The organism is Flavobacterium beibuense (assembly GCF_004151245.1).
Classification (GTDB): Bacteria; Bacteroidota; Bacteroidia; order Flavobacteriales; family Flavobacteriaceae; genus Flavobacterium; species Flavobacterium beibuense_A.
Window position 1 is genome coordinate 190,483 of the sequence record NZ_JUIW01000001.1, and the last position, 25,381, is coordinate 215,863.

Below are 25,381 nucleotides of genomic sequence, written 5' to 3' on the forward strand. Positions count from 1 at the left end.
TTTATATTTTATACGATGTTAGATTACTTCTTAATATTTATCTCATTACTTATTTTAATATTAATCTATTTTAAGATTGCCGACAGGTATAATATAATTGATAAGCCCAATGAGCGATCTTCGCATTCTGTTGTTACAATAAGGGGCGGTGGTGTGGTGTTTTCTATAGCTGTAGTAATTGCTTTTCTTTTAGGTTATGCCACTCTTAGCTTAACAGCAGCTGTTCTATTGGTTGCTGTTGTTAGTTTCATAGATGATATTAAACCATTACATCAATTGCCTCGTTTCTTTTCGCATTTTATAGCCGTTTTGTTAATTGTTCTTGATTTAGAAATTTATAATATTAGTTTACTTCTCTTGCCGGTAATTTTAATTTTTGGTATAGGATGGATTAATCTATTCAATTTTATGGATGGCATTAATGGTATTACTGTTTTGTATTCTCTTTCCTGTATTATTACACTGGGCTTTGTTTATAAGATGGACGAGGCTGTATTTCCTGTCTTGGTTATTATGGGACTCTCCTGTTTGGTCTTTGCCCTTTTTAACGTTAGGAAAAAAGCTAAAACTTTTGCAGGAGATATAGGTAGTATCAGTATGGCAGTTTTTCTGGGTTATTTTCTTTTAAAATTGGTTTTAAAAACTAATGAGATTGGCTACATGCTTTTGATTAGTATTTATGCGGTTGATTCCATTGTAACTATAATTTATAGAATTAGGGAAAAAGAAAATATTTTTAAGCCACATAGAACACATTTATATCAGTATCTGGCTAACGAATTAAAAATACCTCATCTAGTTGTTTCATTTAGCTATGCATTTATCCAAATAGCTATTAATGTACTGGTTATTTACACTATTTCAATAGATGTTATGACGATTTATATGTTTTTTGGAATATTGGTACTCCTTACAGCTGTGTATTTACTGCTAAGAGGTAGTGTTTTAAAAAAAATATCTGATAATGCCTAAAGATGTAGTAATAATAGGGGCTGGTGGTGTAGGTAGAGAAATATATGCTCTTATACATAAATATTTCGCCGATGTTTATAAAGTGGTAGGTTTTATTGATGATATAATTAAACCTGGTTCTTTTGTTAATGGCATTGAGATACTAGGTGGAATTGACTGGTATAAATATTCAGGTATAACTAATAGTGTTATAATGGCTCTTGGTAATCCTGAATTTCGTAAGAAAGCTTTTTTAAAATTAGGGGATAACTATGATTATCCTACTATTATTCATCCTGATGTTAAAATTCATGACGAAGTTAGGGTAAAAGTTGGAAAAGGTTGTTTTATATCTGATAACTGTGTTTTAACTACGGATATAATTGTCTCAGATTTTTGTTTTATTAATACCAGTTGTAGTTTGCATCATGATACTCATTTAGAAAAGAATTGTGTTATAATGCCAGGTGTAAGGATAACAGGCGGAGCCAAAATAGGAGAGAACAGCTATATATCTCCTAACGTAGTAATTGCTTCCAAAGTTAATATAAAGGCAAATAGTATTGTAAAGGAGTCAATTTTATAAATTAAACTAAAAAAAATAAGAATCTAATTTTTTTAGATTATTTTTGGATAGCATAAAATAGATAGTTTTGGGGCAGAGAGAAAAGAATAACAACACCTATAAATTAAATGATTACCGATTTTGGACATCATTACATAATCTGGGGTATTTGCCAAGATGGATAATACTCTTATTGGATTTAGTAGTAGTGTCTTTTACCGGTATTTTCTCCTATGTCTTAATTCATAGAACGGGAGTGTCTGTTAAACCTGATTTATATATTATAAGTATTGTTTTCTATCTTTTGATAACTCTTCTATCATTCAGGGCGTTTCGTACTTATGCGGGTATTATAAGGCATTCTTCATATATTGATGCTGTGAAGATTTTCTTTGCTCAGTTTACTACGGCTTTTCTTTTACTTGCTTTTAATAGTCTTTATGAAACGATTAAAGGAGATTTGTTATATCTCAATGTAGGAATATTAATAAATGCTGTTTTTTCATTTAGCTGTTTGTTTCTGTATAGAGTTTTAGTAAAACAGGTTTTTGAGAATTATTTTAATAGTAGTAATGGTAAGAAGTTAGTTAGAGCTATTATATATGGCTCTGATGCTAATGCTATTGCAGTGGCTAATGCATTAAAGTCTGAAATTCCGGGAAGATTTAAATTAGTAGGATTTATTGATAAATCAAGTTATAACAAATCTAAGATGATTTTAGGTTTGCCAATTCTTCAACATAAAAAAAGGATTTCTGTAGTAATGCGGGTTTTCAATGCTGAAGCTTTAGTTATTGCTGATAAGAGTTTGTTAAAAGAAGAGAAACTTGCTATTGTTGACGAATGTCTTGAGTTTAATTATAAAGTCTATACCGTACCCTTAATATCGGATTGGGAAGATCAAAAGGAGATATCTAGGAAAATTAAAAATTTTCAGATACAGGATTTACTTGAAAGAAAGCCTATTGTATTGGATAATAATTCGATTTCTTCTCAAATTAAAAATAAAACTATATTAATTACTGGGGCTGCAGGCTCTATTGGCAGTGAGATTGTTAGACAGGTAATTCAGTTTAGTCCTAAAAATGTTATTATGCTTGATCAGGCTGAGACTCCTTTACATCAGTTAAGTCTTGAAGTTGCCAGGTTAGATTCTCAAGCTAATATTTTTTCTGTTATTTCAGATGTAAGAAATAAAGATGCAATGTCGGAGGTTTTTAGAAAATATAAGCCACAGGTTGTTTATCACGCTGCTGCATATAAGCATGTGCCTTTAATGGAAGACAACCCTTCTCAGGCAATTTTTGTTAATATTTTAGGTACTAAAAATATTGCTGACCTAGCCTGTGAATTTGAGGTTGATAGCTTTGTAATGGTTTCTACTGATAAAGCGGTTAACCCAAGCAATGTTATGGGGGCAAGTAAGAGAATAGCGGAAAAGTATGTTCAGGCACTTCATAATAAGATGATTGTCGAATCAGGTAAATGTAAAACTAAATTTATTACTACCCGTTTTGGAAATGTTTTAGGCTCTAATGGCTCAGTTGTTCCTTTGTTTACAAAGCAAATTGAAGCTGGAGGTCCAATTACTTTGACACATCCTGATATAATTCGTTACTTCATGACAATTCCTGAAGCGTGCCAGCTAGTACTTGAAGCCGGAGCTATGGGGAATGGTGGAGAAATTTATATTTTTGATATGGGTAAGCCAGTAAAAATTATAGATTTAGCAAAAAAAATGATTCGTTTAGCAGGTTTTATTCCGGATAAGGATATTGAAATAAAAATTATAGGATTAAGGCCCGGAGAAAAACTATATGAAGAATTGCTTAATGATACTTCAAAAACGTTACCTACACATCATGAAAAAATAATGGTAGCTCAGGAAGTTTTTGATGATTTTGTGTGCCTTGAGCATCAGGTTGACGATTTGATAGTGATTGCATGTGGTTATTCTTCTGAAGAAGTGGTTTACAAAATGAAACAAATTGTTCCTGAATTTATAAGTATGAATTCTGATTTTGCTATTTTAGATAAAAAAGCATAAATTTCTCTTTTAACTTTTAATTCATACTTTCCGTTTAAAAAAAATTATCTTTGTGCCGTAAAAAAATATTTTCTACTGGAAATTTGTTATCTCTTATTAATTTATATGATTAGAAAAGTCTTACCCTTTTTATTGCTATTTTTAGTGTTCACTTCATGTGTGCCGAGAAAGAAAATTGTGTATTATCAAAATTTACCTTCTTTTGAGGATTCTGAAAATAATTTTGAAACCCGAATTAAATCTGATGATTTATTGATGATAATAGTGTCTGCTCCGGGAGATGCTGCTAAAGATTTTAATTTACCCATTGTTGCTGTAACAGGTACTGATATGTTTTCTTCAAGTATGGATATGGCTTCGGGGCAACAGAGAGTTCAGACTTATCTTGTAGATAATGAAGGTTTTATACAATTCCCTGTTTTAGGGAAGCTAGAAGTAGCTGGAAGAACAAAAAATGAAGTGATTGAAATGCTAAATGAAAAACTTAGTGAATATTTAAAAGACTATGTTGTTAATTTAAGAATTGTCAATTTTGAAATAGTAGTATCTGGAGAGGTTGCAAGACCAGGTAGATTTACTTTACAAACCGAAAGAATAACATTGCCAGAGGCACTTGCAATGGCTGGAGATATGACTGTTTATGGTAAGAGGGATAATGTTTTGGTGAGGAGAGATGTTAATGGTAAAAAGACTTTCAATTATATTGATATGACAAAAGCAGATTTTATCAATTCACCCTTTTATTACCTTGAACAAAATGATGAAGTATATGTTGAGCCGAATAAAACAAAGATAAATTCATCTGGTGTTGGTCCTAATGTTAGCGTGATTATTTCAGCTACATCGGTATTGATTGCTTTAATTGCCATACTTACAAGATAGAAAGATGCAGAATAATTTACCTATACAAACTGAAAACGAAAATAGTGTAAACAGTTTTAATATAAGAGAACAAATTGATAAATATTTCGTTCATTGGAAATGGTTTACTGTTAGTGTAATTGCGTGTTTGTTTTTGGCTTTTCTTTATTTGAGATATTCAACTCCTGAATATCAGATTAGCGCAACCATTTTAATTAAAGATGAAAAAAAAGGTGGTGTAGCCAATGAAGTTTCAGCTTTAAGTGAATTAGGATTGATGGGGGGAAACAGTAATGTAGATAATGAAATAGAAGTTCTTAAAGCCAGGTCATTAACTAGAAACACAGTAAAAGAACTTAAATTTAATATTAGCTATTTTACCAAAGGAAATGTTAAAACAACAGAAGCTTACGTTAGCCCTTATATAAAGGTTAATTTCTACGATGTAATTGACGATTTTTATGAAAAAGATACAGTTTTTACTGTTAAGACAATTTCAGATACTAAGTTTGAAATTTTTGATGCTGAGTCTAATAAGTTAGGTGTACATTCATTTGGAGAGTCTTTTTCTTCAAATCTTGGAACGATGTTGGTAACAATAAATACTGATAGTATCTCGACAAAGAAAATTGATGGTACTAATAGGGAGATAATTGTACAATTAAAAACTTTGGATAAAGTAGCTGAAGAGTACAGGGCTAAACTTCAGATAGCTACAGTAAATAAAATGACGAGTGTGGTTTCTTTATCACTTACCGACAGGGTAAAAGAAAAAGGAGTTGATTTTCTTAATAAACTTATTTATACTTATAATCAGGATGCTATAAATGATAAGAATCAGGTTGCAAGAAATACTGAGGATTTTATTAATAAACGTCTTGAATCTTTAACAAAAGAGTTGGATACAGTTGAGAGGGGAGCTGAAGATTTTAAAAGAGTAGAAAGGCTTACTGATATAGAATCTGATGTGAAACTTTTTCTTAACTCAGCAAATGAATATGAAAAAAGTGTTGTAGATAATAATTCGCAATTGGAGGTAGTAGGTTTCATGATTAATGAATTAAAAAATTCAGAAGAATTTAAGACTTTGCCTTCAAATCTTATTTCCGAAGGAGAGGCTTCGGAGTTGATACAGCAATATAATATGTTAGTGTTAAAAAGAGAAAGAGATTTGGATAGAAGTATGACAGAGATACATCCAAACATATTAGCTATGAATATGCAGTTGGAAGGGTTAAGGGGAAGCATAGTTAAAAGCTTAACTAACCTGCAGTCTTCATTGAAAATTGCGAAAAAGAACCTTGAGCGTCAGGAAAATATGATGGAGGGAAGGGTAGGACAAGCCCCGAGGCAGGAGAGACAATATAGGGTTATTGAAAGACAAAAAGAGGTAAAAGAGCAGCTGTATTTGTTCTTACTTACTAAAAGGGAAGAAAATGCTATTTCTAAAGCCGTAACAGCTCCAAACGCAAAAGTAATTGATAGTGCTTTTGCTAAAGAGCAACCGGTTTCTCCAAAAACTAATATAGTTTTGTTAGCAGCTCTAATGCTAGGTTTATTTATTCCGTTTTTAATTATTTATTTGAGAGAGCTTCTTGATACAAAAATTCATAGTAATGCTGATATAGATCATTTAAAAGTGCCATTTTTAGGTGATGTGCCAAGATCTGAAACGAGTAGTGAGTTGGTTAACTTACATGGTAGATCGGGAACTGCTGAAGCTTTAAGGATCATTAGAACGAATATGGAGTTTATGCTTAATAATGTGCCTGCCGGTACTGCAAAGACCATATTTGTAACATCAACAATTCCAAAAGAAGGTAAGACTTTCATTTCGGTTAATTTAGCAACAACTATTGCTATGACAGGTAAGAAAGTTCTACTGATTGGTATGGATATCAGAAATCCTAAATTAGATGAATATATTAATATACCTTCTAAAGGTTTAACGAATTATTTGTCAACTCCTGGTAGTACAAATATCAATGATTATATAGTTAAGTATGGAGAGTTTGAGGATTTCTATATTATGCCTCCAGGTATAATCCCTCCAAATCCTGCAGAGTTACTTATGAGTAGTAAAGTTGAGGAAATGTTTAAAAAACTACAGACCGAATATGATTATATTATTGTAGATACTGCTCCTGTAAGTTTAGTTACTGATACTCTTATTGTTGCTAATTTAGCACATTCGTTTATTTATGTGTCAAGGGCAAACTATCTTGATAAAAGAATGCTTGTTGTGCCTGAAACTATGTATAAGGAAAATAAGCTTCCTAACATGGCAATGGTGCTTAATGATACCGATAAGAAAACAGGCTATGGCTACGGATATGGTTATGGCTATGGCTATGGCTACGGTTATGGAGCCGATATGGAAACTACTAAATCAGACTGGAAGAGTAAAATTTTTGGTAGAAAGTAAAATCTGACAGTTTTTATAATAATAAAGCGCCTTCTTTAAATTTTAAAGAAGGCGTTGTTTTTTAATGCTTCAATAAGAGGTTCATGCTTTTTGAAGGGTATTTTATTTTTAAAAGCTTCAGCATGTCTCATGTGGTGCGTGTCAGATCCTGTAAAGTCAATTAATTTTTCATTTAATAGTCTTTCAGCTGTCTTAAGTACGCCTTCTCCGTAATATCCTGTAACCGATAACAAGTTAAGTTGGAACAGGCATCCTGCTTTTTTTAGCTTATAATATTCGTCAAATTTCGTATGATAGAATAAGTATCTTTCCGGATGTGCTAATACAGGCTTGTAGCCGGCTACCTGTAATTCAAATAATATGTCATATAAGTTAATTGGTGGATTGATATATGACATCTCCACTAATACATAATTCTCTTTTAGAGTTAATAACTGCTCTGATTTGAATAACTCTACAAAAGTGTCATCCATTAAATGTTCGGCAGCGGCCTTAAAGGGAAAAGAGATATTGTTATCCTTAAGAAATGAAAGAGTGCTTTTTTCTTTTTTAAGGATTCCTTCTCTTGTATTGTTCCAAACTCCCGGTAAGATATGTGGTGTAGCCGTAAATTGAGAAAATCCATAACCTTGAAGAGAGTCTATTAACTGCAAAGTATCGTTTTCGTCTTTGGCTCCGTCATCGATTCCCGGTAATAGGTGTGAATGTATATCTACGTAATCGCTTGGGATTAAATCTGCCAAAGCGACTTTTGGTTTACTGAAAAAAAGCAAGGTTAAATGGTTTTATGTTTAGACTGTAAAAATAAAGTAAAACAGTAACCTTGTAAAGATAATGTAGTTAAATTATACTAAACAGAAGTTTTTAAATACTTTAAGGTTCGTAATATGGCTACTGAGTTAAGTATAATAAGGGGCAACATTATTACAAAATGGGGTTTATTTATAATCAAAACCGTATAAATTACAATTAATGCAATCGAACCCAAACTAAGTGATTTAAGCGCTTTTTTTCTATTAGATATAGCTAGTATGGTTATAACGATAAAAAGAGGATTAAAAAGCAATATATTGTAGTTTAGGAGCAGTTCGTTATGTGATGAATAAAGACTAACTAAACAGAAAAGAATACCAAACAATCCTGCAATTACCAAATAAGATAAATATCCTACTCTTTTTACAGTTAATGCTAATAATATTATTATGAGTATGGTGTAACTGTAATAGCTGTTTAAAAAGGAATTTTCCGATGTGGTTTCGGTTTTTTCTACAATAGTGAAGGTTGACTTTGCTAAAGGGCCATTTATGGTTGTTGTATTGCTAATACCTTCCATTAACTCCTTAGGTAAAAACAGCTTTTCGGATGTGTTATCGGTTTTATAGCCAAACAACAGGTTAATGCCTAGGTTCTCATAAAAATGATTGTCTGCCAGATAAGTGTAAATGATTTCCCTGTATGTTTTTCCTTTGTCTGAATTTTCTAAGGAAATTTTTACCTGTTTATCAATAATATCTGCAACCATAGTGGTACAGTTGCGATCTATAAATTTATAGGTATAATATTTTCTGTCAGAGAAAAGTATATTGTTCAGTTCGTCTGCTATCTGTTGTTTCTGATTAAGGTTTAGATTTAAAACCTGCTCATATACATCTCTTCCGTAGTATTTGTATTCATAGATAAAATCAGCATAAGAAGCTACAGATACGAAATACTGCAAATCGCCCTTTACAAACTTTAAATAAAAATTAGGAGTGTCAAAATCAAAAGTACCGAAATTATAAACAGTATTAATGTTGCTTACAGGGTCAAAAACCCTTATTGCAGTATGACCGAAAACAGAGTAAAGCTCGTTACCCGGGCCACAAGTTAAAAGACTTACTTCAGCTTTTTCCGATAGCGGTATTTGTGCAAAGCTTTTAAATGATAACAGGCTAAAAAATATAACAGCTAATAATACTTTTAAACTTTGCATGGTATTTTTTATCTAAAGAGTCCTAAATCTATTTTTAAAGAAAAGATGTTTGAATATAATGCAGCACTTTGGTCGCCAATATCAGTTAAAGCATAGTCTACTTCTATGCCCTTGTATTTAAAGCCTAAACCAATATTTGGCTGATAGCTTAACTTACCGCTTCCGTCTAATTCCCTTATGTTTTGAAAATTACCTACACCACCTCTAAGGAATACTAAATCTATATATCCGAATTCAAAACCAAAGGCAGGGTCAAAACTCACCGACTCTGTAGATACAAGGTCGTTGGTTTGTGCAAACTGCATGTTGATGTTTGCGGCAGCTAATATACTGTAATCGTAACGGATTATGAATTTTTTTGAAAAGCCCAGCTGTGCTTTTGGTAAAGTAATCTCGCTGCTTTCAGGTAGTTCCTGGTTCTCGCCCGGTACTGCATCACGAATAGCGTCAAAAGCTTCTTCGTTTATATTCCATACATTGTAAGTTGTTGTGATGTCTCTAAGCATTAAACCAAAATTCCATTGATCTTTAGTTTGATACTGTAATCCGATATCAAAACCAAAACCCCATGAATCGGCAAAATCTCCGATTATCCTGCGGATAACTTTGGCATTAATCCCATATTGTAACCCATCTAAAGGTAACGAGCGGGCATAGGATAAGGTAACACCATAGTCGGCCGTTGAAAACAGACTGATCCTGTTGTAATCTATATTCCCTTCGCTGTCTATTAACTGAGTGGTGTTTAAGATGTCGTCTACCCCAAAACGGATAACGGATAAGCCAAAAGCACTTCTGTCGTCTATTGGCATGGCAAATCCGGCGTAGTCATACTGTGCGATATTTGCAAAATAACTGGCGTGCATCAGTGCGAGCTGTTTGTCTTTTACCTTTAAGAGTCCGGCTGGATTCCAGTAGCCGGAATTTACATCGCCGGTACTGGCAGTAACAGCATTGCTCATGCCCAGTGCAGCAGCATCTACCCCAATATTCATGAACTCATTGGAGTACTTTCTAACCGATTGAGCCTGGCTTAAAAAGCAAAAAAATAGTATGGGAAATATAAATTTCTTCTTCAACGCTGTTAATTTGTGCAAATATGAAATAAAAATCTCAATTACTAAACTCTATTTCTATTAACTTATTGTGTTAACTTTGCAGTAAAATTGTAGAACTATGTCTGTTAAAAAACACATTCCTAACGTAATTACATTATTAAATCTTACTTCAGGATTAATTGCACTTGTTTATGCTTTCAATACAAATCTTCAAATGGCATTCTTTTGGGTTTGTATGGGTATCTTTTTTGATTTTTGGGATGGTTTTTTTGCCAGGATATTCAAGGTACAGAGTAAACTCGGCCTACAATTAGACTCTTTGGCAGATATGGTAACCAGTGGTGTAGTGCCGGGTGTTACAATGTATCAGCTTCTTGCTAATATAGCCGACCTAAGGGATGATGCTAATTTAAGTGCCGATAATGCTTATTTAGGTATCCTGCCGTTTGTTGGTTTTATTATAACAATTGCATCTTGCTACAGACTTGCTAAATTTAATATTGACGAACGTCAGACAGACTCTTTTATAGGTTTACCAACACCTGCAAATGCTTTGTTTATTATGAGCCTACCTGTTATATTAGATAAAACAGGGGGAGTAGGACTTGTTTTTGAATGGTTGAGTAATCCGTTTATACTGGCAGGTATAAGTGCTCTTAGTGCATACCTGTTAAATGCAGAAATACCTTTATTCTCACTTAAGGTTAAATATTTTAACTGGGAACGTAACAAGATTCAGTTTGTGTTCCTTATAGTGTCTATTCTGTTATTATTCTTTTTCCAGTATTTTGCCATACCGCTTATTATCCTTTTTTATGTAATATTGTCGGTAATCAACAATATGTCTGCTAAAAAGGTTCATGAAAGCCCATCCGCAAAAGAGTAACGCAAAAAAAATACGTAAGCCTAAACCTAAACAGGCTAAAAAAATAACTCCGGGAAAAATACTCAGGTATTCTTTCCTTATTTTGCTATTGTCTTTTATTGTTGCTGTAGGGTATCATTATCGCAATGGTTTTTTATATTATCTGGGTTTTAAAACCAATAAGCGTATTGAAACTCTTACCAAAGAAGAGCGTAAAATTGCCGATTTAAGGATATATGAGATTGTTTCCCGACACAAGGATAAGGTTTTTGGATTTGATATATCGCAGTATCAGGGAAAGATAGATTGGGACAAGGTGCATGGGGAGAATGAACATTATGCTATGAAGTTTGTTTTTATCCGTTCTACCGCAGGGAAAAACAAAACCGACAGTCAATACAAAACGAATTGGAAACAGGCCGGTAAAAAGGGTTTTATAAGAGGGGCTTATCATTACTACAGACCCAACGAAAATTCAATTAAGCAGGCAGAGAATTTTATCAGTACGGTTAAGCTTGAAAAGGGAGATTTGCCACCTGTATTGGATATTGAAAAAATTCCGAGTAAACAAAGCATGGATAGCCTTAAAGTAGGTTTAAAGCGCTGGCTGGATAAGGTGGAAGGTCACTATGGTGTAAAACCTATAATTTACAGTGGAGAAAGTTTTTATACCGATTTTTTAAAAAAGGAATTTGAAGGCTATACAGTATGGATTGCCAATTACAGTTTCTTTGAAGACGAGATAAGAAAAGAATGGCACTTTTGGCAATTTACCGATAAAGCAGCTATTGAAGGTATTGACGGAAATGTGGATGTAAATATCTATAACGGTAATTATGATGAGCTAAAAAATCATACGCTTGAATTGAGGCAATAAAACTATGATGGTTTAATTGTTTGTTAGTTGTTTTTCGAAACAGATGCTGCTTTCCACATCTTTATATTGTCCGTAATTTGGAATAATACTATAGCCGTTTTTAGTGTAAAGGCTTATTGCGGCTTTTAATTCTTTACTTGTTTCAAGAATACATTTTTTATATCCCAATTCTAAAGCCCATTGCTCTAAGTCATTTAAAACTTTTGTGGCAATTCCCAGCTCGCGTTTATCAGGATAAACAAACATACGCTTTACTTCCATAATTTCAGGTTCATACTCCTTTATTGCTCCGCAGCCACAAGGTATTTCTTCATGAAATGCAACAACCGTATGTCTTATCAGGCCTGTTTTATTATGTTGAGCAAAAAAAGCATGTTTTTCACCGTTTAGGATAGTGAGAAATTTGTCAAGTTCCATTACAAGATTCCTGAAGTCTGTGTCAGATGAGTCAGTTCGTTTTAATTGTATCATTGTGTCAGGTTAATAAAAAAGCACGGATAACCGCGCTTATATTGAATTTTAAAAATTTTCTTCATCAGGAACATTGCTTGGTGCAGCATGTTGCTGGAAATCGAGCTTTTTCTTTCTTAGCTCAAAATTTTGTCCCAGGTATACTTTACGAACCATTTCATCACTTGCCAGGTCTTCCGGTACACCGGCTTTCAATATCCCTCCTTCAAACATAAGATAGGTTTTATCCGTAATGGCCAGGGTTTCCTGTACGTTATGGTCGGTTATAAGAATGCCGATATTTTTATTTTTTAACTGTGCTACAATACGCTGAATATCCTCAACCGCTACAGGGTCTACTCCAGCAAAAGGTTCATCGAGAAGAATAAATTTAGGGTCGGTAGCCAGTGCACGTGCAATTTCTGTTCTTCTTCGCTCACCGCCGGATAAAAGATCGCCTCTGTTAGTACGTATGTGTTGCAGGGAGAACTCATCAATAAGCGCTTCCATTTTAGCTTCCTGTTCTTTTTTAGAAAGATTGGTAAGCTGTAGTACGCTAAGTATATTGTCTTCTATACTTAATTTTCTGAAAACAGAAGCTTCCTGGGCAAGATAACCTATACCATGCTGAGCACGTTTGTACATAGGGAAATCGGTAATTTCCATATTATCAAGGTAAATCTTACCGCTGTTAGGTTTTACAAGCCCTACAATCATATAGAATGAAGTGGTTTTTCCGGCACCGTTAGGTCCTAAAAGACCAACGATTTCACCCTGATTCACTTCAACAGAGATGCCTTTTACTACGCTTCGTCCTTTGTATGTTTTTATTAAGTTATCTGCTCTTAATTTCATGTTTTCAGGTTTCTTGTACGTTATTCGCCTTTGCTGTTTTCTTCCAGAGCTTCCCAAAATTCGTAAGCTCTCCTTAGGTGAGGTACTACTATGGTTCCACCTACAAGTGTTGCAATACCCAGTGCCTCCATAACCTGCTCTTTGTTAAGACCTTCTTTATGGCACGTTTCAAGGTGGTATTTTATGCAGTCGTCACAACGAAGTACTGCCGATGCAACCAGTCCTAAAAGTTCCTTGGTTTTTACATCAAGGGCACCTTCCATATAGGCGTTGGTATCAAGGTTAAAAATACGTTTTATTATTTTGTTGTTATCCGCCAGAAGTTTGTCGTTCATTTTTTGGCGGTAATCATTAAATTCCTGTACTAAATCAGCCATGGTTTATTTTTTTAGCTCATTTGTTTTTAATTCTTTTTTCTCCATTCTGGCCGAAATAAGAATACTTATTTCATATAAAATAGCTAGTGGTATAGTTACTATAATCTGACTCACCACGTCAGGAGGCGTTACTACAGCAGCTACTATAAGCATTATTACGTAAGCAAACTTCCTGTAGCCTCTTAGAGTGGCGGCGGTAACAAGCCCTATTTTAGAAAGGAAATATATTACTATTGGCAGCTCAAAAATCAGGCCACACGATATTACTGTAGTTTTAACCAAGCTAAGGTAGGAGTCAAGGTCAATGTCATTTTTAACCACATCACTAATCCTGTATGTTCCTAAAAAGTTTATGGAGAGGGGAACTATTAAATAATACCCAAATAATACACCTAAAAAGAACAGGGTAGAAGTGGTGAATAAAAATGCGAGAGCATACTTACGTTCCTTATCATAAAGTGCCGGCCTTATAAATTTCCAGAATTCCCATAATATGAATGGAAAAGCCAAAATAAAACCTGCGGTTATGGCTGTCCATATATCGGTAGAAAACTGCCCATCCATGCGGCGGCTTTGTATCTCAAAAGGAATTTCGGTTACGCAAAAACTCTTGTCAAGATCATATTTGTTGGCCAGGTCGCAAAAAAAGCGATAAGTGATAAAATTGCCGTCTTTTGGTGCAAAAATTATTTCGTCAAAAATAAATTTGCTGAAAGCGAAAGCTACGCAGGCAGCTATTAAAATTGCAACGGTACTCCTTATAAGCAGCCACCTTAACTCTTCAAGGTGATCCAGGAAAGACATTTCGCCAGAGTTGCTTTTTTTTGCTTTTTGAGCCATATTAAACTATTCCTTCTTTTAAAATATCGTGTAAATGCAGGATGCCTTTGTATTCGCCATTATCCACTACCACAAGTTGTGTGATGCTAAAGTTTTCCATGGTGTTAAGAGCATCAGCAGCCATATCGGTAGATTTTATTGTTTTAGGATTATGCGTCATGATGTCGCGGGCCAAAACACCTGCAATGTTATCACGGTCGTTAAGCATCCTCCTTATATCTCCGTCGGTAATTATACCTATTACTTTTTCATTTTCCACAACAGCAGTTACACCAAGCCTTTTTTCTGATATCTCAACAATAGCTTTCTTGATGCTGCAGTCAGGACTAACAACCGGTTTATGAGTATCGTCAAGCATATCGCCTACACGAAGCAGCAGTTTTTTACCAAGTGCTCCGCCCGGATGATATTTTGCAAAATCCTCACTTTTAAAGTTGTTAAGCTCCATAAGGCAAACGGCTAATGCATCGCCTAAAACAAGCTGTGCTGTGGTGCTGTTGGTTGGGGCAAGATTATTAGGGCATGCCTCATTTTCTACATACGCATGAAGTACGTAATCGGATTCTTTTCCTAAAAACGAATTTTTATTGGCAGTCATTCCAATAAGTACGTTGCCAAAGCGTTTTAGTAGTGGTACCAGTACTTTTATTTCGGGACTGTTACCGCTTTTTGAAATACATATAACAACATCACCGGGTTGTACCATGCCTAAATCGCCATGAATGGCTTCGGCAGCATGAAGGAATAATGAAGGTGTTCCGGTCGAGTTAAGGGTGGCAACCATTTTGTTTGCAATAATAGCGCTTTTGCCTATTCCGGTTACAACCAGCCTGCCTTTGCTCTGGTAAATTATCTCGGCAGCTTTTGCAAAATCCTCATCTAAATATTGAATAAGGTTAGCAATGCTCTCACTTTCAGAAAGTATGGTTTTCCTGGCAGAAGCCAGTATTGCTTGTGTATTTATCAAACTTGCGAAATGTTTAAAAAGTTGTGCGTATTAAAGATTTTTGTATCTTTATGTTCTGCAAATTTATGTAATTTACTATTAATAAATAATGAAATCGACCGAAATTGACTTACACAAAGAGTTAAAAAAATATTTTGGTTTTAACAAATTTAAAGGTCTCCAGGAAGATGTTGTAAAAAGTATCATTACAGGGAACAATACATTTGTTATAATGCCTACAGGTGGCGGAAAATCACTATGTTACCAGTTACCTGCTCTGGCACTCGATGGAACAGCTATTGTAGTTTCCCCACTCATTGCGCTGATGAAAAACCAGGTTGATGCCATAAGGAGCCTTTCATCAGAACCAGGAATTGCCCACGTACTTAACTCGTCTCTTACAAAAACAGAAGTTAACCAGGTAAAGAAGGATATAACTTCGGGAATAACAAAACTTTTATATGTTGCACCTGAGTCGCTTACCAAAGAAGAATATGTTACTTTTTTAAGAGGAGTAGAGCTTTCTTTTGTGGCTATTGATGAGGCTCATTGTATTTCGGAATGGGGTCATGACTTCAGGCCTGAATACCGTAACCTTAAGAGCATTATTAAACAGTTGGGTGATGTGCCTGTTATAGGTCTTACCGCAACAGCAACACCAAAAGTTCAGGAAGACATACTTAAAAACCTTGATATGTCTGATGCCAATGTGTTTAAGGCATCTTTCAACAGGCCAAACCTGTATTATGAAGTAAGGCCTAAAGCAAAAACCGTAGAATCGGATATTATTCGTTTTATCAGGCAGCACAAAGGGAAATCAGGAGTTATTTATTGCCTTAGCCGTAAAAAGGTTGAGGAAATAGCACAGGTGCTACAGGTAAACGGTATCAGTGCGGTGCCATACCATGCAGGACTTGATGCTAAAACACGTGCCAAGCACCAGGATATGTTCCTTATGGAAGATGTGGATGTGGTGGTGGCAACCATTGCTTTTGGTATGGGTATAGATAAACCGGACGTGCGTTTTGTTATACACCATGACATCCCTAAATCACTTGAAAGTTATTATCAGGAAACAGGTAGGGCCGGCCGTGACGGAGGTGAAGGACACTGTTTGGCGTACTACTCGTATAAAGATATTGAGAAACTTGAAAAATTCATGTCGGGCAAACCGGTAGCAGAGCAGGAAATTGGTTTCGCATTGTTACAGGAGGTTGTTGCCTATGCTGAGACTTCTATGTCAAGAAGGAAATTCCTGCTTCACTATTTTGGGGAGGAATTTGACGACGAGACGGGAGAAGGTGCCGATATGGATGATAATGTTCGTAACCCTAAGAAAAAATCAGAAGCAAAAGACCAGGTGGTTACTTTGCTGGAAACGGTTAGGGATACCAAACAAATGTATAAATCCAAAGAGGTTATATTTACTCTTACCGGAAAGGTGAATGCTCTAATAAAAGCGCATAAGACCGATTCTCAGGCTTTCTTTGGGAAAGGTAAGGAATATGATGAAAAACATTGGATGGCCCTGATCAGACAAGTGCTGGTTGAAGGGTATCTGTCAAAAGATATTGAAACTTACGGTGTTTTAAAGCTTACCAAAAAAGGAGAGGAGTTTATTGCTAATCCTAAATCATTCATGATGACAGAGGATCATGATTATGGCGATGAAACCGATGAAACTACCGTTACGACAGGTAAATCTGCCGGAGGGGTAGCTGATGAGGCTCTTGTAAGTATGCTTAAAGATCTTCGTAAAAAAGTGGCTAAAAAGCTTGGAGTTCCGCCATTTGTGGTGTTCCAGGATCCATCTCTTGAAGATATGGCCTTAAAGTACCCGGTATCTATAGCAGAACTTGGTAATGTTCACGGTGTAGGTGAAGGTAAGGCTAAAAAATACGGTAAGGACTTTGTAGAGCTTATTGAACGCTATGTTGAGGATAATGATATTATAAGGCCGGATGATCTTGTGGTGAAGTCTACAGGAGCTAACTCGGCGCTTAAATTATATATCATCCAGAATATAGACAGGAAGCTTCCGCTTAACGACATTGCAAGCGCTAAAGGCCTTGATATGGATGCATTGCTTAAAGAAATGGAGCAGATTGTTTATTCAGGTACCAAGCTGAATATCAAATACTGGATTGACGAAATACTGGATGAAGACCAGCAGGAAGAAATCCATGAATATTATATGGAATCGGAGTCGGATAATATTAAGGATGCACTAAAAGAGTTTGACGGTGATTATGATACCGAAGAACTAAGGCTTATGCGTATTAAATTTATAAGTGAAGTTGCTAATTAAATTAGCAATAGATAAAATAATAAAAAAGCCCTGAGATTTCTCAGGGCTTTTTTATTGATATCAATATACTACTGCTCATAAAGTTCACCACGATGAGGTTTCAATGCATCGCGTACCTGTATCATGTGCTCATCGGTAACTACCATGTACGCTATAGCGTGCATATCGGTTAGGACTTCAAACCCGGTGATGTTTAACGGCAGTTTTTCTATTGCTATATATTCTTTTAAATGAATTTCATGGTGTTCTGCGGTTTTTGCTCCGGCAGGCCCTTTAAAATCCCATATCAGTTTTATTTTTCTCATTTTTAGAGTAGCTAAGTTAAAGAGTGGCAAAGTTACAAAGTTTGCCTAACAGGTAAAGTCTTTTCTATATTCTTATAGGTTTTAATGATTCAAACTTTTATATTTATCCGGAGATATAGTATTGCATATGGAAATTGAATATTTAAAAGTGTTAGAGTTGAATCCGTATAATTTTGGACATCCTGATTTGAAAAATAAATCTGTTTCATTAGCTGAGATTGAAGATCTTGAATTGTTGTACAATAATGGAAAGCCTTTTCCAAAAGCCTTAAAAGAGCTGCTCTTTTTGGCAGGTGAATATTGTTATATTCTTGATTATGGCATTTTTAATTCACAACAAGAGATGCAGGATTTTGTTAGAGAATTACTTGATGAGGATAATCTTTCAATAGAAAGGCCTTTTTTTGTAATAGATGTGTATAATGCTGGCGATCAGTTTTTATATGTTTATCTTGATGAAGGAAACAATCCTGCGGTATATGAAGGATTTCATTATTTTGAAATTAATTTTAATGGATATTCGCATTTGACTTCTACTAGTTTGCAAAAATTCATAGAGTCTCAAATAGGAGCGGTAAAACAAGGTGGAAATCCTTTTTAATCTGTTCGCTTTCCTTTTTATTACTAATCATAATTTAATACTTAGTAAACCTAACTAATAAAAAAATGAAACACTATTTACTTACCGCCTTATTTATAACCTCATTTTCTTTTGCACAGGAACTTACTTTAGAAAGGGCTAACGGACTTGCCGGGCTTCCGCTAAAGTGCATGCAAAAGGAATATCCTAATAAACTAAGCCAGTTATTGATTGATGAATCGGAACTTGGCGGGCCTAAAGAACTGCACCCTGCCTTTTACGGATGTTTCGACTGGCATTCTTCGGTACACGGGCACTGGAGCCTGGTCTATCTGTTAAAGCGTTTTCCGGATATTGACAGAAAAGAGGAGATAATCAGTAAGCTGAAAGTAAATCTTTCTAAAGAAAATATAGCGGAAGAAATAGCTTACCTGAGCAAAGAGCATGAAAAGTCGTATGAGCGTACATACGGTTGGGCTTGGCTTCTAAAGCTTCAGTTGGAGTTAGAAACGTCCGATATTGCTGAGGTAAAACAACTGGCAGACAATGTAAAATCGCTATCAGATCTTATCGCGTCAAGATATATTGAGTTTTTGCCAAAACTTAATTATCCGGTTAGGGTGGGAACACACACTAATACTGCTTTTGGTATGTCGCTGGCTTGGGATTATGCAGTGTATTCTAAAAACACTGAACTGCAAAATGTAATTAGGGATAATGCACTCCGCTTATTTAAGAATGATGGTGATTGTCCTTTTGCGTGGGAGCCCAGCGGAACCGATTTTCTTTCGCCTTGTATGGAAGAAATGGGTATTATGCAACGCGTAATGCCTGAAAAAGAATTTTTAAAATGGCTTAAGGATTTTGCCAAACCATTGTTTGATAAAAACTACAAATGGGAGCCTGGCAAGGTGTCTGACAGAAGTGACGGACATCTTGTGCATCTTGACGGATTAAACTTTAGCCGTGCATGGAATATGTACAGGCTGGCAAGTCAGTATCCTAGACAGTTTAACCATCTTGTACCTTTGGCTAATGAGCATTTTAATTATTCGTTGCCTGCCATAGTAGACGGTAATTATGAAGGAGAACACTGGCTGGCTTCGTTTGCACTGCATGCTTTTGAAGAGAAGGCTGCTCTTAAGTAGGTTTGTTTTTAAGTGAAAATAATCTCTAAATATTGATTATTTTTGCGGCATGCCAAGAGAACTCCAGATACAGGTTGCCCCAGAGGTAGCTGCACAGCAGCATTTACTTATAGCTCATGTAGCTAAACTTATGCAGGTTAAGCCTGAAGAGATTAATCATATTGCGGTTATAAAGCGCTCTATAGATGCGCGCCAAAAAGCTATTAAGATAAATCTTAAGGTTGCCGTATACTGGAAGGAAACTTTTGAGGAAAACACTGTTCCGTTACCGGAGTATAAAGATGTTTCAAACAGTCAGGAGGTTATTATTGTTGGCGCCGGCCCTGCAGGATTATTTGCTGCCCTTCAGTTAATAGAACTGGGTGTTAAACCTATAGTTTTAGAAAGGGGTAAGGATGTGCAGGAGCGCAGGCGTGACCTAAAGGCAATAAACCGAGACCATGTTGTAAACGAAGATTCCAACTATTGTTATGGTGAGGGAGGTGCAGGAACCTATTCTGACGGTAAGCTGTATACCCGATCTAAAAAGCGTGGTGATGTAGACCGAATTCTTAAACTGTTCGTGGCTTTTGGTGCTGCCGATAATATCATGGTAGAGGCACATCCGCATATAGGTACCAATAAACTGCCTAAGATAATAAAGTCCATGCGTGAAAAGATTATCGAGTATGGCGGTAAGGTACTTTTTGATACCCGTGTAACCGATATTTTGCTTAAAAATAACGAGGTTGATGGCGTTGTTACCCAAAATGGGGATATTATCAATGCAAAAAAAATCATACTTGCTACTGGCCACTCTGCCAGGGATATATTTGAACTTCTGGACCGCAAAAAGATATTTATCGAGGCCAAACCTTTTGCGCTTGGTGTAAGGGCAGAGCATCCACAAACTTTAATCGACAGTATACAGTACAGCTGTGATTTTAGGGGAGAATATTTACCGCCGGCGCCTTACAGTATTGTAAAGCAGGTAAACGGCAGGGGTATGTATTCTTTCTGTATGTGTCCGGGTGGGGTTATAGCACCATGTGCTACCAGTCCGGGTGAGGTTGTTACCAATGGCTGGTCACCTTCTAAAAGGAATCAGGCTACAGCAAACTCAGGTATTGTAGTAGAATTGAAGCTGGAAGATTTTAAACCGTTTGCAAAATTTGGTGCACTTGCCGGAATGGAATTTCAAAAAAGTATTGAGCAGAAAGCATGGCATCTGGCAGGGGAAACCCAAAAAGTGCCTGCGCAACGCATGATAGACTTTACCCAAAGTAAGGTTTCGGCCGATATTCCTAAAACATCTTATGTGCCGGGTACAACTTCGGTTGAATTAGGACAGGTGTTCCCGGGATTCCTTACACAGGTAATGAGGCAGGGGTTTGTAGATTTTGGTAAATCTATGAGAGGATATTTAACCAATGAAGCCATACTACATGCGCCGGAATCGAGGACGTCATCACCTGTGCGTATACCGCGTGATCCGTATACTTTAGAGCATGTGCAGATAAAGGGGCTTTATCCTTGTGGTGAAGGTGCCGGATATGCCGGAGGTATTATTTCTGCTGCAATAGATGGTGAGAAATGTGCTATAAAATGTGCTGAAGAACTGAATTAATTTATGGAGTCGGTATTTCCTCTTCATAAATTTTATGTCCTGCCCTGTCATAATAGATACAAGTCATTTCTACCATATCAACAACCCATTTTTCCACACCATCGTTGGCAGCATCTTTACAAAATTGCGGATAATCGGTTTCTCCTGCCTGATGGGCGTTGAGGTGATGTATAAAATCGCTCATGTTTCCGGTATCTGCAACCAGAAGATTGTCATATTTAGGGGGTGACTGTATGCGGTAATTGTCACAGCCCCAGTATACGGTATGGCCGTCTTTTACATAGGTATTGTAATGAATTACCCCAAGGGCTATAAGGTCCTGAATGTACTGTGGAAAGTCTGCACCACTTTTAACTTTAGAGTGCGCTTCCTTAATTTGGTCAATTGTGAACATACTCTATAAAATTTATTATATCAAAGATACATAAAATATTGGTGTCCAATAAATATGATCTAATAGGTAATAGGCTTCTTTTCCGCTAATATTTTCTTATTTTTGAAAGCTATTATATAAAGATGACAGAAGAAAAAGTAATACTTGTAAACGAAAAAGACGAACAGATAGGACTGATGCCAAAAATGGAAGCACATGAAAAAGCTTTATTACACAGGGCATTCTCCGTTTTTGTATTGAACTCTAAAAACGAAATAATGCTGCAGCAAAGGGCAGCAGATAAATACCACTCCCCATTATTGTGGACAAATACCACCTGCAGTCATCAGCGTGAAGGTGAAACTAATATTGAGGCCGGTAACCGCAGGCTTATGGAGGAGATGGGAATTAAAACCGAACTTAAAGAGCTGTTTTCATTTATCTATAAGGCTCCTTTTGATAATGGACTTACTGAGCATGAACTGGATCATGTAATGATTGGTTACTACAATGACGAACCTAATATTAACAGTGAAGAAGCCGAAAGCTGGAAATGGATGAGTATTGATGATGTGAAGGAGGATATGAAAGCCAATCCCGAGGTATACACAGTTTGGTTCAGAATTATATTTGAGGAGTTTTATCATTATCTTGAAGATCATAAATTACCGCAATAATGAGAGTTACTGTTAGCAGAAAAGCACATTTTAATGCCGCACACCGCCTTTATCGTAAAGACTGGAGTGAAGAGCAGAATGATACTGTTTTCGGGAAATGTAATAACCCTAATTTTCACGGGCATAACTATGAGCTTATAGTTGGTGTTACAGGGGAAATAGATCCGCAAACAGGTTATGTGATAGATATTAAAGTGCTGAAGGATATTATTGCAGAAGAGGTTGAGGTGCCTTTTGATCATAAGAACCTTAATCTTGATGTGCCGGAATTCAAAGATCTTAACCCAACTGCCGAGAATATAGTGGTAGTGATATGGAACAGGATAAGAAGGCGTATCGACTCTCAAATGGACCTTGAGGTGGTATTGTATGAAACCCCAAGGAATTTTGTAACTTACAAAGGCATCTAAATAATAAGTATTATAATGGAATTATATCCGCTGGTTTTTGAACCAATTTTAAAAGACAGGATTTGGGGAGGTACCAAACTCAAAACCGATTTAGGTAAAAACATACCTACACAAACAACAGGTGAAAGCTGGGAGCTTTCCGCTGTACCGGGAGACGTTAGTGTTGTTAGGGAAGGAGCTTATAAGGGCAAACCCTTAAGCCAACTTTTAGAACAGTTTCCTCAGGAGATTCTTGGAAGGAAAATACACGATCAGTTTGGGACACAATTTCCTTTACTGTTTAAGTTTCTGGATGCAAGGGAAGATCTTTCCATACAGGTTCATCCGAATGACGAATTGGCTAAACAGAGACATAACTCTTTTGGTAAAACCGAAATGTGGTATGTAATGCAGGCTGATGAAGGAGCTAGGATAATTGTAGGCTTTAAACACAAATCAAGTCCAGATGAGTATTTGGAGCACCTTAATAATAAAAACCTTATTGAGATTCTTAATGAGGTTGAGGTTAAAAAGGGTGATGTGTTTTTCCTTGAAACAGGTACCATACATGCAATAGGTGCAGGGATTGTTATTGCTGAAATACAGCAGACATCTGATATTACCTATCGTATTTATGACTGGGACAGGATAGATGCTAATGGTAATTCAAGAGAATTACACGTTGAGCAGGCTCTTGATGCCATGAACTACAATACTACCGATACACAAAAGCAGTACACACAAACACTTAATACAGGAAATGTAATGGTAGACTGCCCTTATTTTACCACAAGTTACTTTCCTTTAAACGGAACGGCTTCTGTTGATAAGGATGGCAGCAGCTTTACTGTTTATATATGTACTGAAGGAGAATATAGCTTTAAAACTGATGGTAAAAGCTATTCGTTTAAAAAGGGCGATACCATATTAGTGCCTGCTGCATTAAAAGCATTTGAGCTTAGCGGAGACGCTACGTTGCTAGAAATATGTATTTCTTAACAACGGAGGAAAAAATTAATTGTAATTTTGCATAAAATTTAAAAACAAAAATAAGATGGCAAGTGTAAAAACTTTAAAGAAGGACATTAATTACGTTTTAGGAGATATTATCGAGGCAGTTTACATTTGGGAGATGACAACTCAGGGGAAACCAACAAAAGAGTCGGAAGCTATTATAGATGAAGCTATTACTGTTTTTGATAACTTAATTTCAAAAATTAACCAAAAAAACGTAGAAAATAAAAAAGATCATTTCAGACAAATTAATAAAGAACTGGAAGAATCTGCTGGTCAGCTTGTTGCAAAAATCAACGCGCTGTAAGGAAAAATTTCAATAAAAAAGTGCAAATTTTTTTTTGGAAAATTCAAAACCAGTCTTATATTTGCACCCGTATTGAGATGCCGGTGTAGCTCAGCTGGCTAGAGCAGCTGATTTGTAATCAGCAGGTCGTGGGTTCGAGTCCCTCCATCGGCTCAATAAAAAAACCGCTTCATTTATGAAGCGGTTTTTGTTTTTATAAGTTATTTCTTTTTTGCACGGTTGTTCTATTTTTAGTAGTAATGGCAAAATGTTGAATGTTACTTCTACAGTTTTGGTGCCCTGCATCTAATGCATATATCTTAAAATAAAAACAGCAAGGTGTAAACCTTGCTGTTTTTATTTTATCGGAGTTTTAAAAAGCTTATTTCACTTCTGCGGCCTCATCTTTTTTTCTGTCCTCTAAAAGTTCGGTTAATATTTTTCCGTAGTGTGATTCTGCTACTTTAGGAGTCATGCTCTTTTGCATCGTGTCCAGATATTTTATATTGATATCGTGAATTTCAGAAAGGGCAATGTATGGCCCTACTTCGTGATCTGAATGATTGATAACAAAATTAGCAGTGATTAGGTACCTGCGTTTTAAAAGCTGTTCTTTCTTCTCACTGATGCTGTCTATTTGTTTCAGGTTGTTATTTTGAATTGCCTCAATACTTTTTTGGGTAAGGTCAAGGTCAATATCTATATAACGTTTCCTATGCTGAAGGAATTCTTCATATATCTTCTGGTTTTCCGATCCCGTAATTTTTGCTCTGGAATAGAAACCTTCAATATTTGAATTGATGGTCATATTACCAGGTTCGGCAAAAAACGCTAATTTATCGTCCATAGAATTTGTTTGCCCTCTGTCCAGTATAAGGTATAGCATTTGAGGCGAATCGATGTTTAAATCGCTTTTAAAACTTGAATTCCCTTTAATTATTATACTGTCCAGAGTAACATAAGAAGTGTCCTGGAGTTTCTTTATATAGAGTGTACCCTGTTTAAAGCCTCTAATGTTACCTGTAATATGCAGGTTGGTGTCGGCTTTTTTATCGTCGTTACAAGCAAAAAGTGTTACAGCGGCAAACAGGGCCAAAATAGTTTTTTTCATAAGTTAATAAAGCGGTTAAATTTTTCGCAAAGTAATAAAATTTACCTGTTTAGATAAATAAAAAATGCTGCTTTAAAGCAGCATTTTTTTTGGTATGTATAAATTGTTAATCGTCTAAAAACATTCTTGCCAGTTTTTTGTTGCTGTTATGAACAAACTCAACAAAAAACGATCCTATTCCATATCCCGGAGCTTCAGTACCTGTTGTACATACTCTGGTAGTCTCTTTTTTGGAAACTGTTTTTACAACAGTAGTGTCCTCAGTTCTAATGGCTGAAACCTTGGTCGTCTTTTCTGTCTTGGTTTCTTTGTTGGTGTGAGTAACTGTTGTATTGTTTTCTGTAGGATTTGGTGTGGTATTATTGCCGTTATTACCATTGTTGGCAAAAGCGGTAAAGCTTAATCCCATGAAAAATATGATAAATAATGCTTTCATAATAGTAAGGTTTTTTTGCCGCTTTGTGTTAAACAGCTTTGATTATAGGGCTTAAATAT

The 25,381-nt window shown here is 35.7% G+C and carries 27 protein-coding genes and 1 tRNA gene; 16 read left to right on the forward strand and 12 right to left on the reverse strand.

Annotation, left to right across the window (positions count from 1 at the left end; translation table 11 throughout):
• The first annotated feature begins 15 nt into the window (after positions 1 to 15).
• From NU09_RS00925 to NU09_RS00945, 5 genes are all read left to right on the forward strand, one after another.
• On the forward strand, positions 16 to 972 hold the full coding sequence (locus NU09_RS00925) for an MraY family glycosyltransferase (RefSeq protein WP_129749369.1): 957 nt from the start codon (positions 16 to 18) through the stop codon (positions 970 to 972).
• Complete coding sequence (locus NU09_RS00930; RefSeq protein WP_129749370.1) at positions 965 to 1,537, forward strand: hypothetical protein; 573 nt, start codon at positions 965 to 967, stop codon at positions 1,535 to 1,537. Before NU09_RS00925 ends, NU09_RS00930 begins: the two co-directional genes overlap by 8 nt.
• A gap of 67 nt (positions 1,538 to 1,604) precedes the next feature.
• Entirely contained in the window at positions 1,605 to 3,563 is a 1,959-nt protein-coding gene (locus NU09_RS00935; RefSeq protein ID WP_129749371.1) for a polysaccharide biosynthesis protein, read from the forward strand.
• 105 nt (positions 3,564 to 3,668) lie between these two features.
• Positions 3,669 to 4,445, forward strand: a complete 777-nt coding sequence (locus tag NU09_RS00940) for a polysaccharide biosynthesis/export family protein (protein WP_129749372.1) — start codon at positions 3,669 to 3,671, stop codon at positions 4,443 to 4,445.
• A gap of 4 nt (positions 4,446 to 4,449) precedes the next feature.
• Complete coding sequence (locus NU09_RS00945) at positions 4,450 to 6,849, forward strand: GumC family protein (RefSeq protein ID WP_129749373.1); 2,400 nt, start codon at positions 4,450 to 4,452, stop codon at positions 6,847 to 6,849.
• Positions 6,850 to 6,884: 35 nt separating this feature from the next.
• Here the strand turns inward: NU09_RS00945 and NU09_RS00950 are convergent, their stop codons facing one another.
• The 3 genes from NU09_RS00950 to NU09_RS00960 form a co-directional block, all read right to left on the reverse strand.
• A complete protein-coding gene (locus NU09_RS00950; protein WP_129749374.1) occupies positions 6,885 to 7,622 on the reverse strand; it encodes a CpsB/CapC family capsule biosynthesis tyrosine phosphatase in 738 nt (245 codons plus the stop codon).
• Positions 7,623 to 7,699: 77 nt separating this feature from the next.
• A complete protein-coding gene (locus tag NU09_RS00955) occupies positions 7,700 to 8,821 on the reverse strand; it encodes a DUF4105 domain-containing protein (RefSeq protein WP_129749375.1) in 1,122 nt (373 codons plus the stop codon).
• Between the two features lie 8 nt (positions 8,822 to 8,829).
• A complete protein-coding gene (locus NU09_RS00960; protein WP_129749606.1) occupies positions 8,830 to 9,816 on the reverse strand; it encodes a PorV/PorQ family protein in 987 nt (328 codons plus the stop codon).
• 181 nt (positions 9,817 to 9,997) lie between these two features.
• Here NU09_RS00960 and NU09_RS00965 point away from each other — a divergent pair, with 181 nt between their 5' ends.
• Positions 9,998 to 10,765 (forward strand): CDP-alcohol phosphatidyltransferase family protein, encoded by a 768-nt coding sequence (locus tag NU09_RS00965; RefSeq protein ID WP_129749376.1) that lies wholly within the window; start codon positions 9,998 to 10,000, stop codon positions 10,763 to 10,765.
• Positions 10,740 to 11,621: a glycoside hydrolase family 25 protein gene (locus tag NU09_RS00970; RefSeq protein ID WP_129749377.1), complete on the forward strand. Its 882-nt coding sequence runs from the start codon at positions 10,740 to 10,742 to the stop codon at positions 11,619 to 11,621. Before NU09_RS00965 ends, NU09_RS00970 begins: the two co-directional genes overlap by 26 nt.
• Positions 11,622 to 11,633: 12 nt before the next feature.
• Here the strand turns inward: NU09_RS00970 and NU09_RS00975 are convergent, their stop codons facing one another.
• Genes NU09_RS00975 through NU09_RS00995 form a run of 5 tightly spaced genes read right to left on the reverse strand, consistent with a single transcriptional unit; the run spans position 11,634 to position 15,110 of the window.
• On the reverse strand, positions 11,634 to 12,092 hold the full coding sequence (locus NU09_RS00975; RefSeq protein WP_129749378.1) for a GNAT family N-acetyltransferase: 459 nt from the start codon (positions 12,090 to 12,092) through the stop codon (positions 11,634 to 11,636).
• A 48-nt stretch (positions 12,093 to 12,140) separates the two neighbouring features.
• Positions 12,141 to 12,926, reverse strand: coding sequence for an LPS export ABC transporter ATP-binding protein (gene lptB, locus NU09_RS00980; RefSeq protein WP_129749379.1), 786 nt, complete (start codon positions 12,924 to 12,926; stop codon positions 12,141 to 12,143).
• A gap of 20 nt (positions 12,927 to 12,946) precedes the next feature.
• Positions 12,947 to 13,303, reverse strand: coding sequence for a carboxymuconolactone decarboxylase family protein (locus tag NU09_RS00985; RefSeq protein ID WP_129749380.1), 357 nt, complete (start codon positions 13,301 to 13,303; stop codon positions 12,947 to 12,949).
• A 3-nt stretch (positions 13,304 to 13,306) separates the two neighbouring features.
• Positions 13,307 to 14,107, reverse strand: a complete 801-nt coding sequence (tatC, locus tag NU09_RS00990; protein ID WP_129749381.1) for a twin-arginine translocase subunit TatC — start codon at positions 14,105 to 14,107, stop codon at positions 13,307 to 13,309.
• A gap of 37 nt (positions 14,108 to 14,144) precedes the next feature.
• Positions 14,145 to 15,110, reverse strand: a complete 966-nt coding sequence (locus NU09_RS00995; RefSeq protein WP_165357630.1) for an SIS domain-containing protein — start codon at positions 15,108 to 15,110, stop codon at positions 14,145 to 14,147.
• Positions 15,111 to 15,198: 88 nt separating this feature from the next.
• On the opposite strand from NU09_RS00995, the gene recQ reads away from it, so the two are divergent.
• A complete protein-coding gene (recQ, locus tag NU09_RS01000; RefSeq protein ID WP_129749382.1) occupies positions 15,199 to 17,397 on the forward strand; it encodes a DNA helicase RecQ in 2,199 nt (732 codons plus the stop codon).
• Between the two features lie 68 nt (positions 17,398 to 17,465).
• On the opposite strand, the gene NU09_RS01005 is transcribed toward recQ, so the two are convergent.
• On the reverse strand, positions 17,466 to 17,702 hold the full coding sequence (locus tag NU09_RS01005; protein ID WP_129749383.1) for a hypothetical protein: 237 nt from the start codon (positions 17,700 to 17,702) through the stop codon (positions 17,466 to 17,468).
• Positions 17,703 to 17,829: 127 nt separating this feature from the next.
• Here NU09_RS01005 and NU09_RS01010 point away from each other — a divergent pair, with 127 nt between their 5' ends.
• From NU09_RS01010 to NU09_RS01020, 3 genes are all read left to right on the forward strand, one after another.
• Positions 17,830 to 18,303 carry an SMI1/KNR4 family protein gene (locus NU09_RS01010; protein ID WP_129749384.1) on the forward strand — a complete coding sequence of 158 codons (474 nt, stop codon included), beginning with the start codon at positions 17,830 to 17,832 and terminating at the stop codon, positions 18,301 to 18,303.
• Between the two features lie 65 nt (positions 18,304 to 18,368).
• On the forward strand, positions 18,369 to 19,430 hold the full coding sequence (locus NU09_RS01015; RefSeq protein ID WP_129749385.1) for a DUF2891 domain-containing protein: 1,062 nt from the start codon (positions 18,369 to 18,371) through the stop codon (positions 19,428 to 19,430).
• Positions 19,431 to 19,479: 49 nt separating this feature from the next.
• The gene (locus tag NU09_RS01020) at positions 19,480 to 21,036 is read left to right on the forward strand and encodes an NAD(P)/FAD-dependent oxidoreductase (RefSeq protein WP_129749386.1); all 1,557 of its coding nucleotides are present in this window, start codon (positions 19,480 to 19,482) and stop codon (positions 21,034 to 21,036) included.
• 1 nt (position 21,037) lies between these two features.
• On the opposite strand, the gene NU09_RS01025 is transcribed toward NU09_RS01020, so the two are convergent.
• Positions 21,038 to 21,430: a DUF1398 domain-containing protein gene (locus NU09_RS01025; protein ID WP_129749387.1), complete on the reverse strand. Its 393-nt coding sequence runs from the start codon at positions 21,428 to 21,430 to the stop codon at positions 21,038 to 21,040.
• 122 nt (positions 21,431 to 21,552) lie between these two features.
• On the opposite strand from NU09_RS01025, the gene idi reads away from it, so the two are divergent.
• The 5 genes from idi to NU09_RS01050 all read left to right on the forward strand — a co-directional run bounded on the left by idi (position 21,553) and on the right by NU09_RS01050 (position 23,949).
• The gene (idi, locus tag NU09_RS01030) at positions 21,553 to 22,086 is read left to right on the forward strand and encodes an isopentenyl-diphosphate Delta-isomerase (protein ID WP_129749388.1); all 534 of its coding nucleotides are present in this window, start codon (positions 21,553 to 21,555) and stop codon (positions 22,084 to 22,086) included.
• Positions 22,086 to 22,496: a 6-pyruvoyl trahydropterin synthase family protein gene (locus NU09_RS01035; RefSeq protein ID WP_129749389.1), complete on the forward strand. Its 411-nt coding sequence runs from the start codon at positions 22,086 to 22,088 to the stop codon at positions 22,494 to 22,496. Before idi ends, NU09_RS01035 begins: the two co-directional genes overlap by 1 nt.
• A 15-nt stretch (positions 22,497 to 22,511) precedes the next feature.
• Positions 22,512 to 23,474 carry a type I phosphomannose isomerase catalytic subunit gene (locus tag NU09_RS01040; protein ID WP_410501047.1) on the forward strand — a complete coding sequence of 321 codons (963 nt, stop codon included), beginning with the start codon at positions 22,512 to 22,514 and terminating at the stop codon, positions 23,472 to 23,474.
• A 55-nt stretch (positions 23,475 to 23,529) separates the two neighbouring features.
• Positions 23,530 to 23,796, forward strand: a complete 267-nt coding sequence (locus NU09_RS01045) for a hypothetical protein (protein WP_129749391.1) — start codon at positions 23,530 to 23,532, stop codon at positions 23,794 to 23,796.
• 79 nt (positions 23,797 to 23,875) lie between these two features.
• Positions 23,876 to 23,949, forward strand: a tRNA-Thr gene (locus tag NU09_RS01050).
• Between the two features lie 208 nt (positions 23,950 to 24,157).
• Here the strand turns inward: NU09_RS01050 and NU09_RS01055 are convergent.
• On the reverse strand, positions 24,158 to 24,886 hold the full coding sequence (locus tag NU09_RS01055) for a DUF4369 domain-containing protein (protein WP_129749392.1): 729 nt from the start codon (positions 24,884 to 24,886) through the stop codon (positions 24,158 to 24,160).
• A gap of 106 nt (positions 24,887 to 24,992) precedes the next feature.
• A complete protein-coding gene (locus tag NU09_RS01060; RefSeq protein ID WP_129749393.1) occupies positions 24,993 to 25,322 on the reverse strand; it encodes a hypothetical protein in 330 nt (109 codons plus the stop codon).
• Positions 25,323 to 25,381: the final 59 nt, after the last annotated feature.

Excerpts from the sequence above, each read along its gene's own strand:
- NU09_RS00925 (WP_129749369.1), top strand. The coding sequence starts at position 16 with ATGTTAGATTACTTCTTAATATTTATCTCATTACTTATTTTAATATTA.
- NU09_RS00930 (WP_129749370.1), top strand. The coding sequence starts at position 965 with ATGCCTAAAGATGTAGTAATAATAGGGGCTGGTGGTGTAGGTAGAGAA.
- NU09_RS00940 (WP_129749372.1), top strand. The coding sequence starts at position 3,669 with ATGATTAGAAAAGTCTTACCCTTTTTATTGCTATTTTTAGTGTTCACT.
- NU09_RS00945 (WP_129749373.1), top strand. The coding sequence starts at position 4,450 with ATGCAGAATAATTTACCTATACAAACTGAAAACGAAAATAGTGTAAAC.
- NU09_RS00955 (WP_129749375.1), bottom strand. The coding sequence starts at position 8,821 with ATGCAAAGTTTAAAAGTATTATTAGCTGTTATATTTTTTAGCCTGTTA.
- NU09_RS00960 (WP_129749606.1), bottom strand. The coding sequence starts at position 9,816 with ATGAATATTGGGGTAGATGCTGCTGCACTGGGCATGAGCAATGCTGTT.
- NU09_RS00965 (WP_129749376.1), top strand. The coding sequence starts at position 9,998 with ATGTCTGTTAAAAAACACATTCCTAACGTAATTACATTATTAAATCTT.
- NU09_RS00970 (WP_129749377.1), top strand. The coding sequence starts at position 10,740 with ATGAAAGCCCATCCGCAAAAGAGTAACGCAAAAAAAATACGTAAGCCT.
- NU09_RS00975 (WP_129749378.1), bottom strand. The coding sequence starts at position 12,092 with ATGATACAATTAAAACGAACTGACTCATCTGACACAGACTTCAGGAAT.
- lptB (WP_129749379.1), bottom strand. The coding sequence starts at position 12,926 with ATGAAATTAAGAGCAGATAACTTAATAAAAACATACAAAGGACGAAGC.
- NU09_RS00985 (WP_129749380.1), bottom strand. The coding sequence starts at position 13,303 with ATGGCTGATTTAGTACAGGAATTTAATGATTACCGCCAAAAAATGAAC.
- tatC (WP_129749381.1), bottom strand. The coding sequence starts at position 14,107 with ATGTCTTTCCTGGATCACCTTGAAGAGTTAAGGTGGCTGCTTATAAGG.
- recQ (WP_129749382.1), top strand. The coding sequence starts at position 15,199 with ATGAAATCGACCGAAATTGACTTACACAAAGAGTTAAAAAAATATTTT.
- NU09_RS01005 (WP_129749383.1), bottom strand. The coding sequence starts at position 17,702 with ATGAGAAAAATAAAACTGATATGGGATTTTAAAGGGCCTGCCGGAGCA.
- NU09_RS01010 (WP_129749384.1), top strand. The coding sequence starts at position 17,830 with ATGGAAATTGAATATTTAAAAGTGTTAGAGTTGAATCCGTATAATTTT.
- NU09_RS01015 (WP_129749385.1), top strand. The coding sequence starts at position 18,369 with ATGAAACACTATTTACTTACCGCCTTATTTATAACCTCATTTTCTTTT.
- NU09_RS01020 (WP_129749386.1), top strand. The coding sequence starts at position 19,480 with ATGCCAAGAGAACTCCAGATACAGGTTGCCCCAGAGGTAGCTGCACAG.
- NU09_RS01025 (WP_129749387.1), bottom strand. The coding sequence starts at position 21,430 with ATGTTCACAATTGACCAAATTAAGGAAGCGCACTCTAAAGTTAAAAGT.
- idi (WP_129749388.1), top strand. The coding sequence starts at position 21,553 with ATGACAGAAGAAAAAGTAATACTTGTAAACGAAAAAGACGAACAGATA.
- NU09_RS01035 (WP_129749389.1), top strand. The coding sequence starts at position 22,086 with ATGAGAGTTACTGTTAGCAGAAAAGCACATTTTAATGCCGCACACCGC.
- NU09_RS01040 (WP_410501047.1), top strand. The coding sequence starts at position 22,512 with ATGGAATTATATCCGCTGGTTTTTGAACCAATTTTAAAAGACAGGATT.
- NU09_RS01045 (WP_129749391.1), top strand. The coding sequence starts at position 23,530 with ATGGCAAGTGTAAAAACTTTAAAGAAGGACATTAATTACGTTTTAGGA.
- NU09_RS01055 (WP_129749392.1), bottom strand. The coding sequence starts at position 24,886 with ATGAAAAAAACTATTTTGGCCCTGTTTGCCGCTGTAACACTTTTTGCT.
- NU09_RS01060 (WP_129749393.1), bottom strand. The coding sequence starts at position 25,322 with ATGAAAGCATTATTTATCATATTTTTCATGGGATTAAGCTTTACCGCT.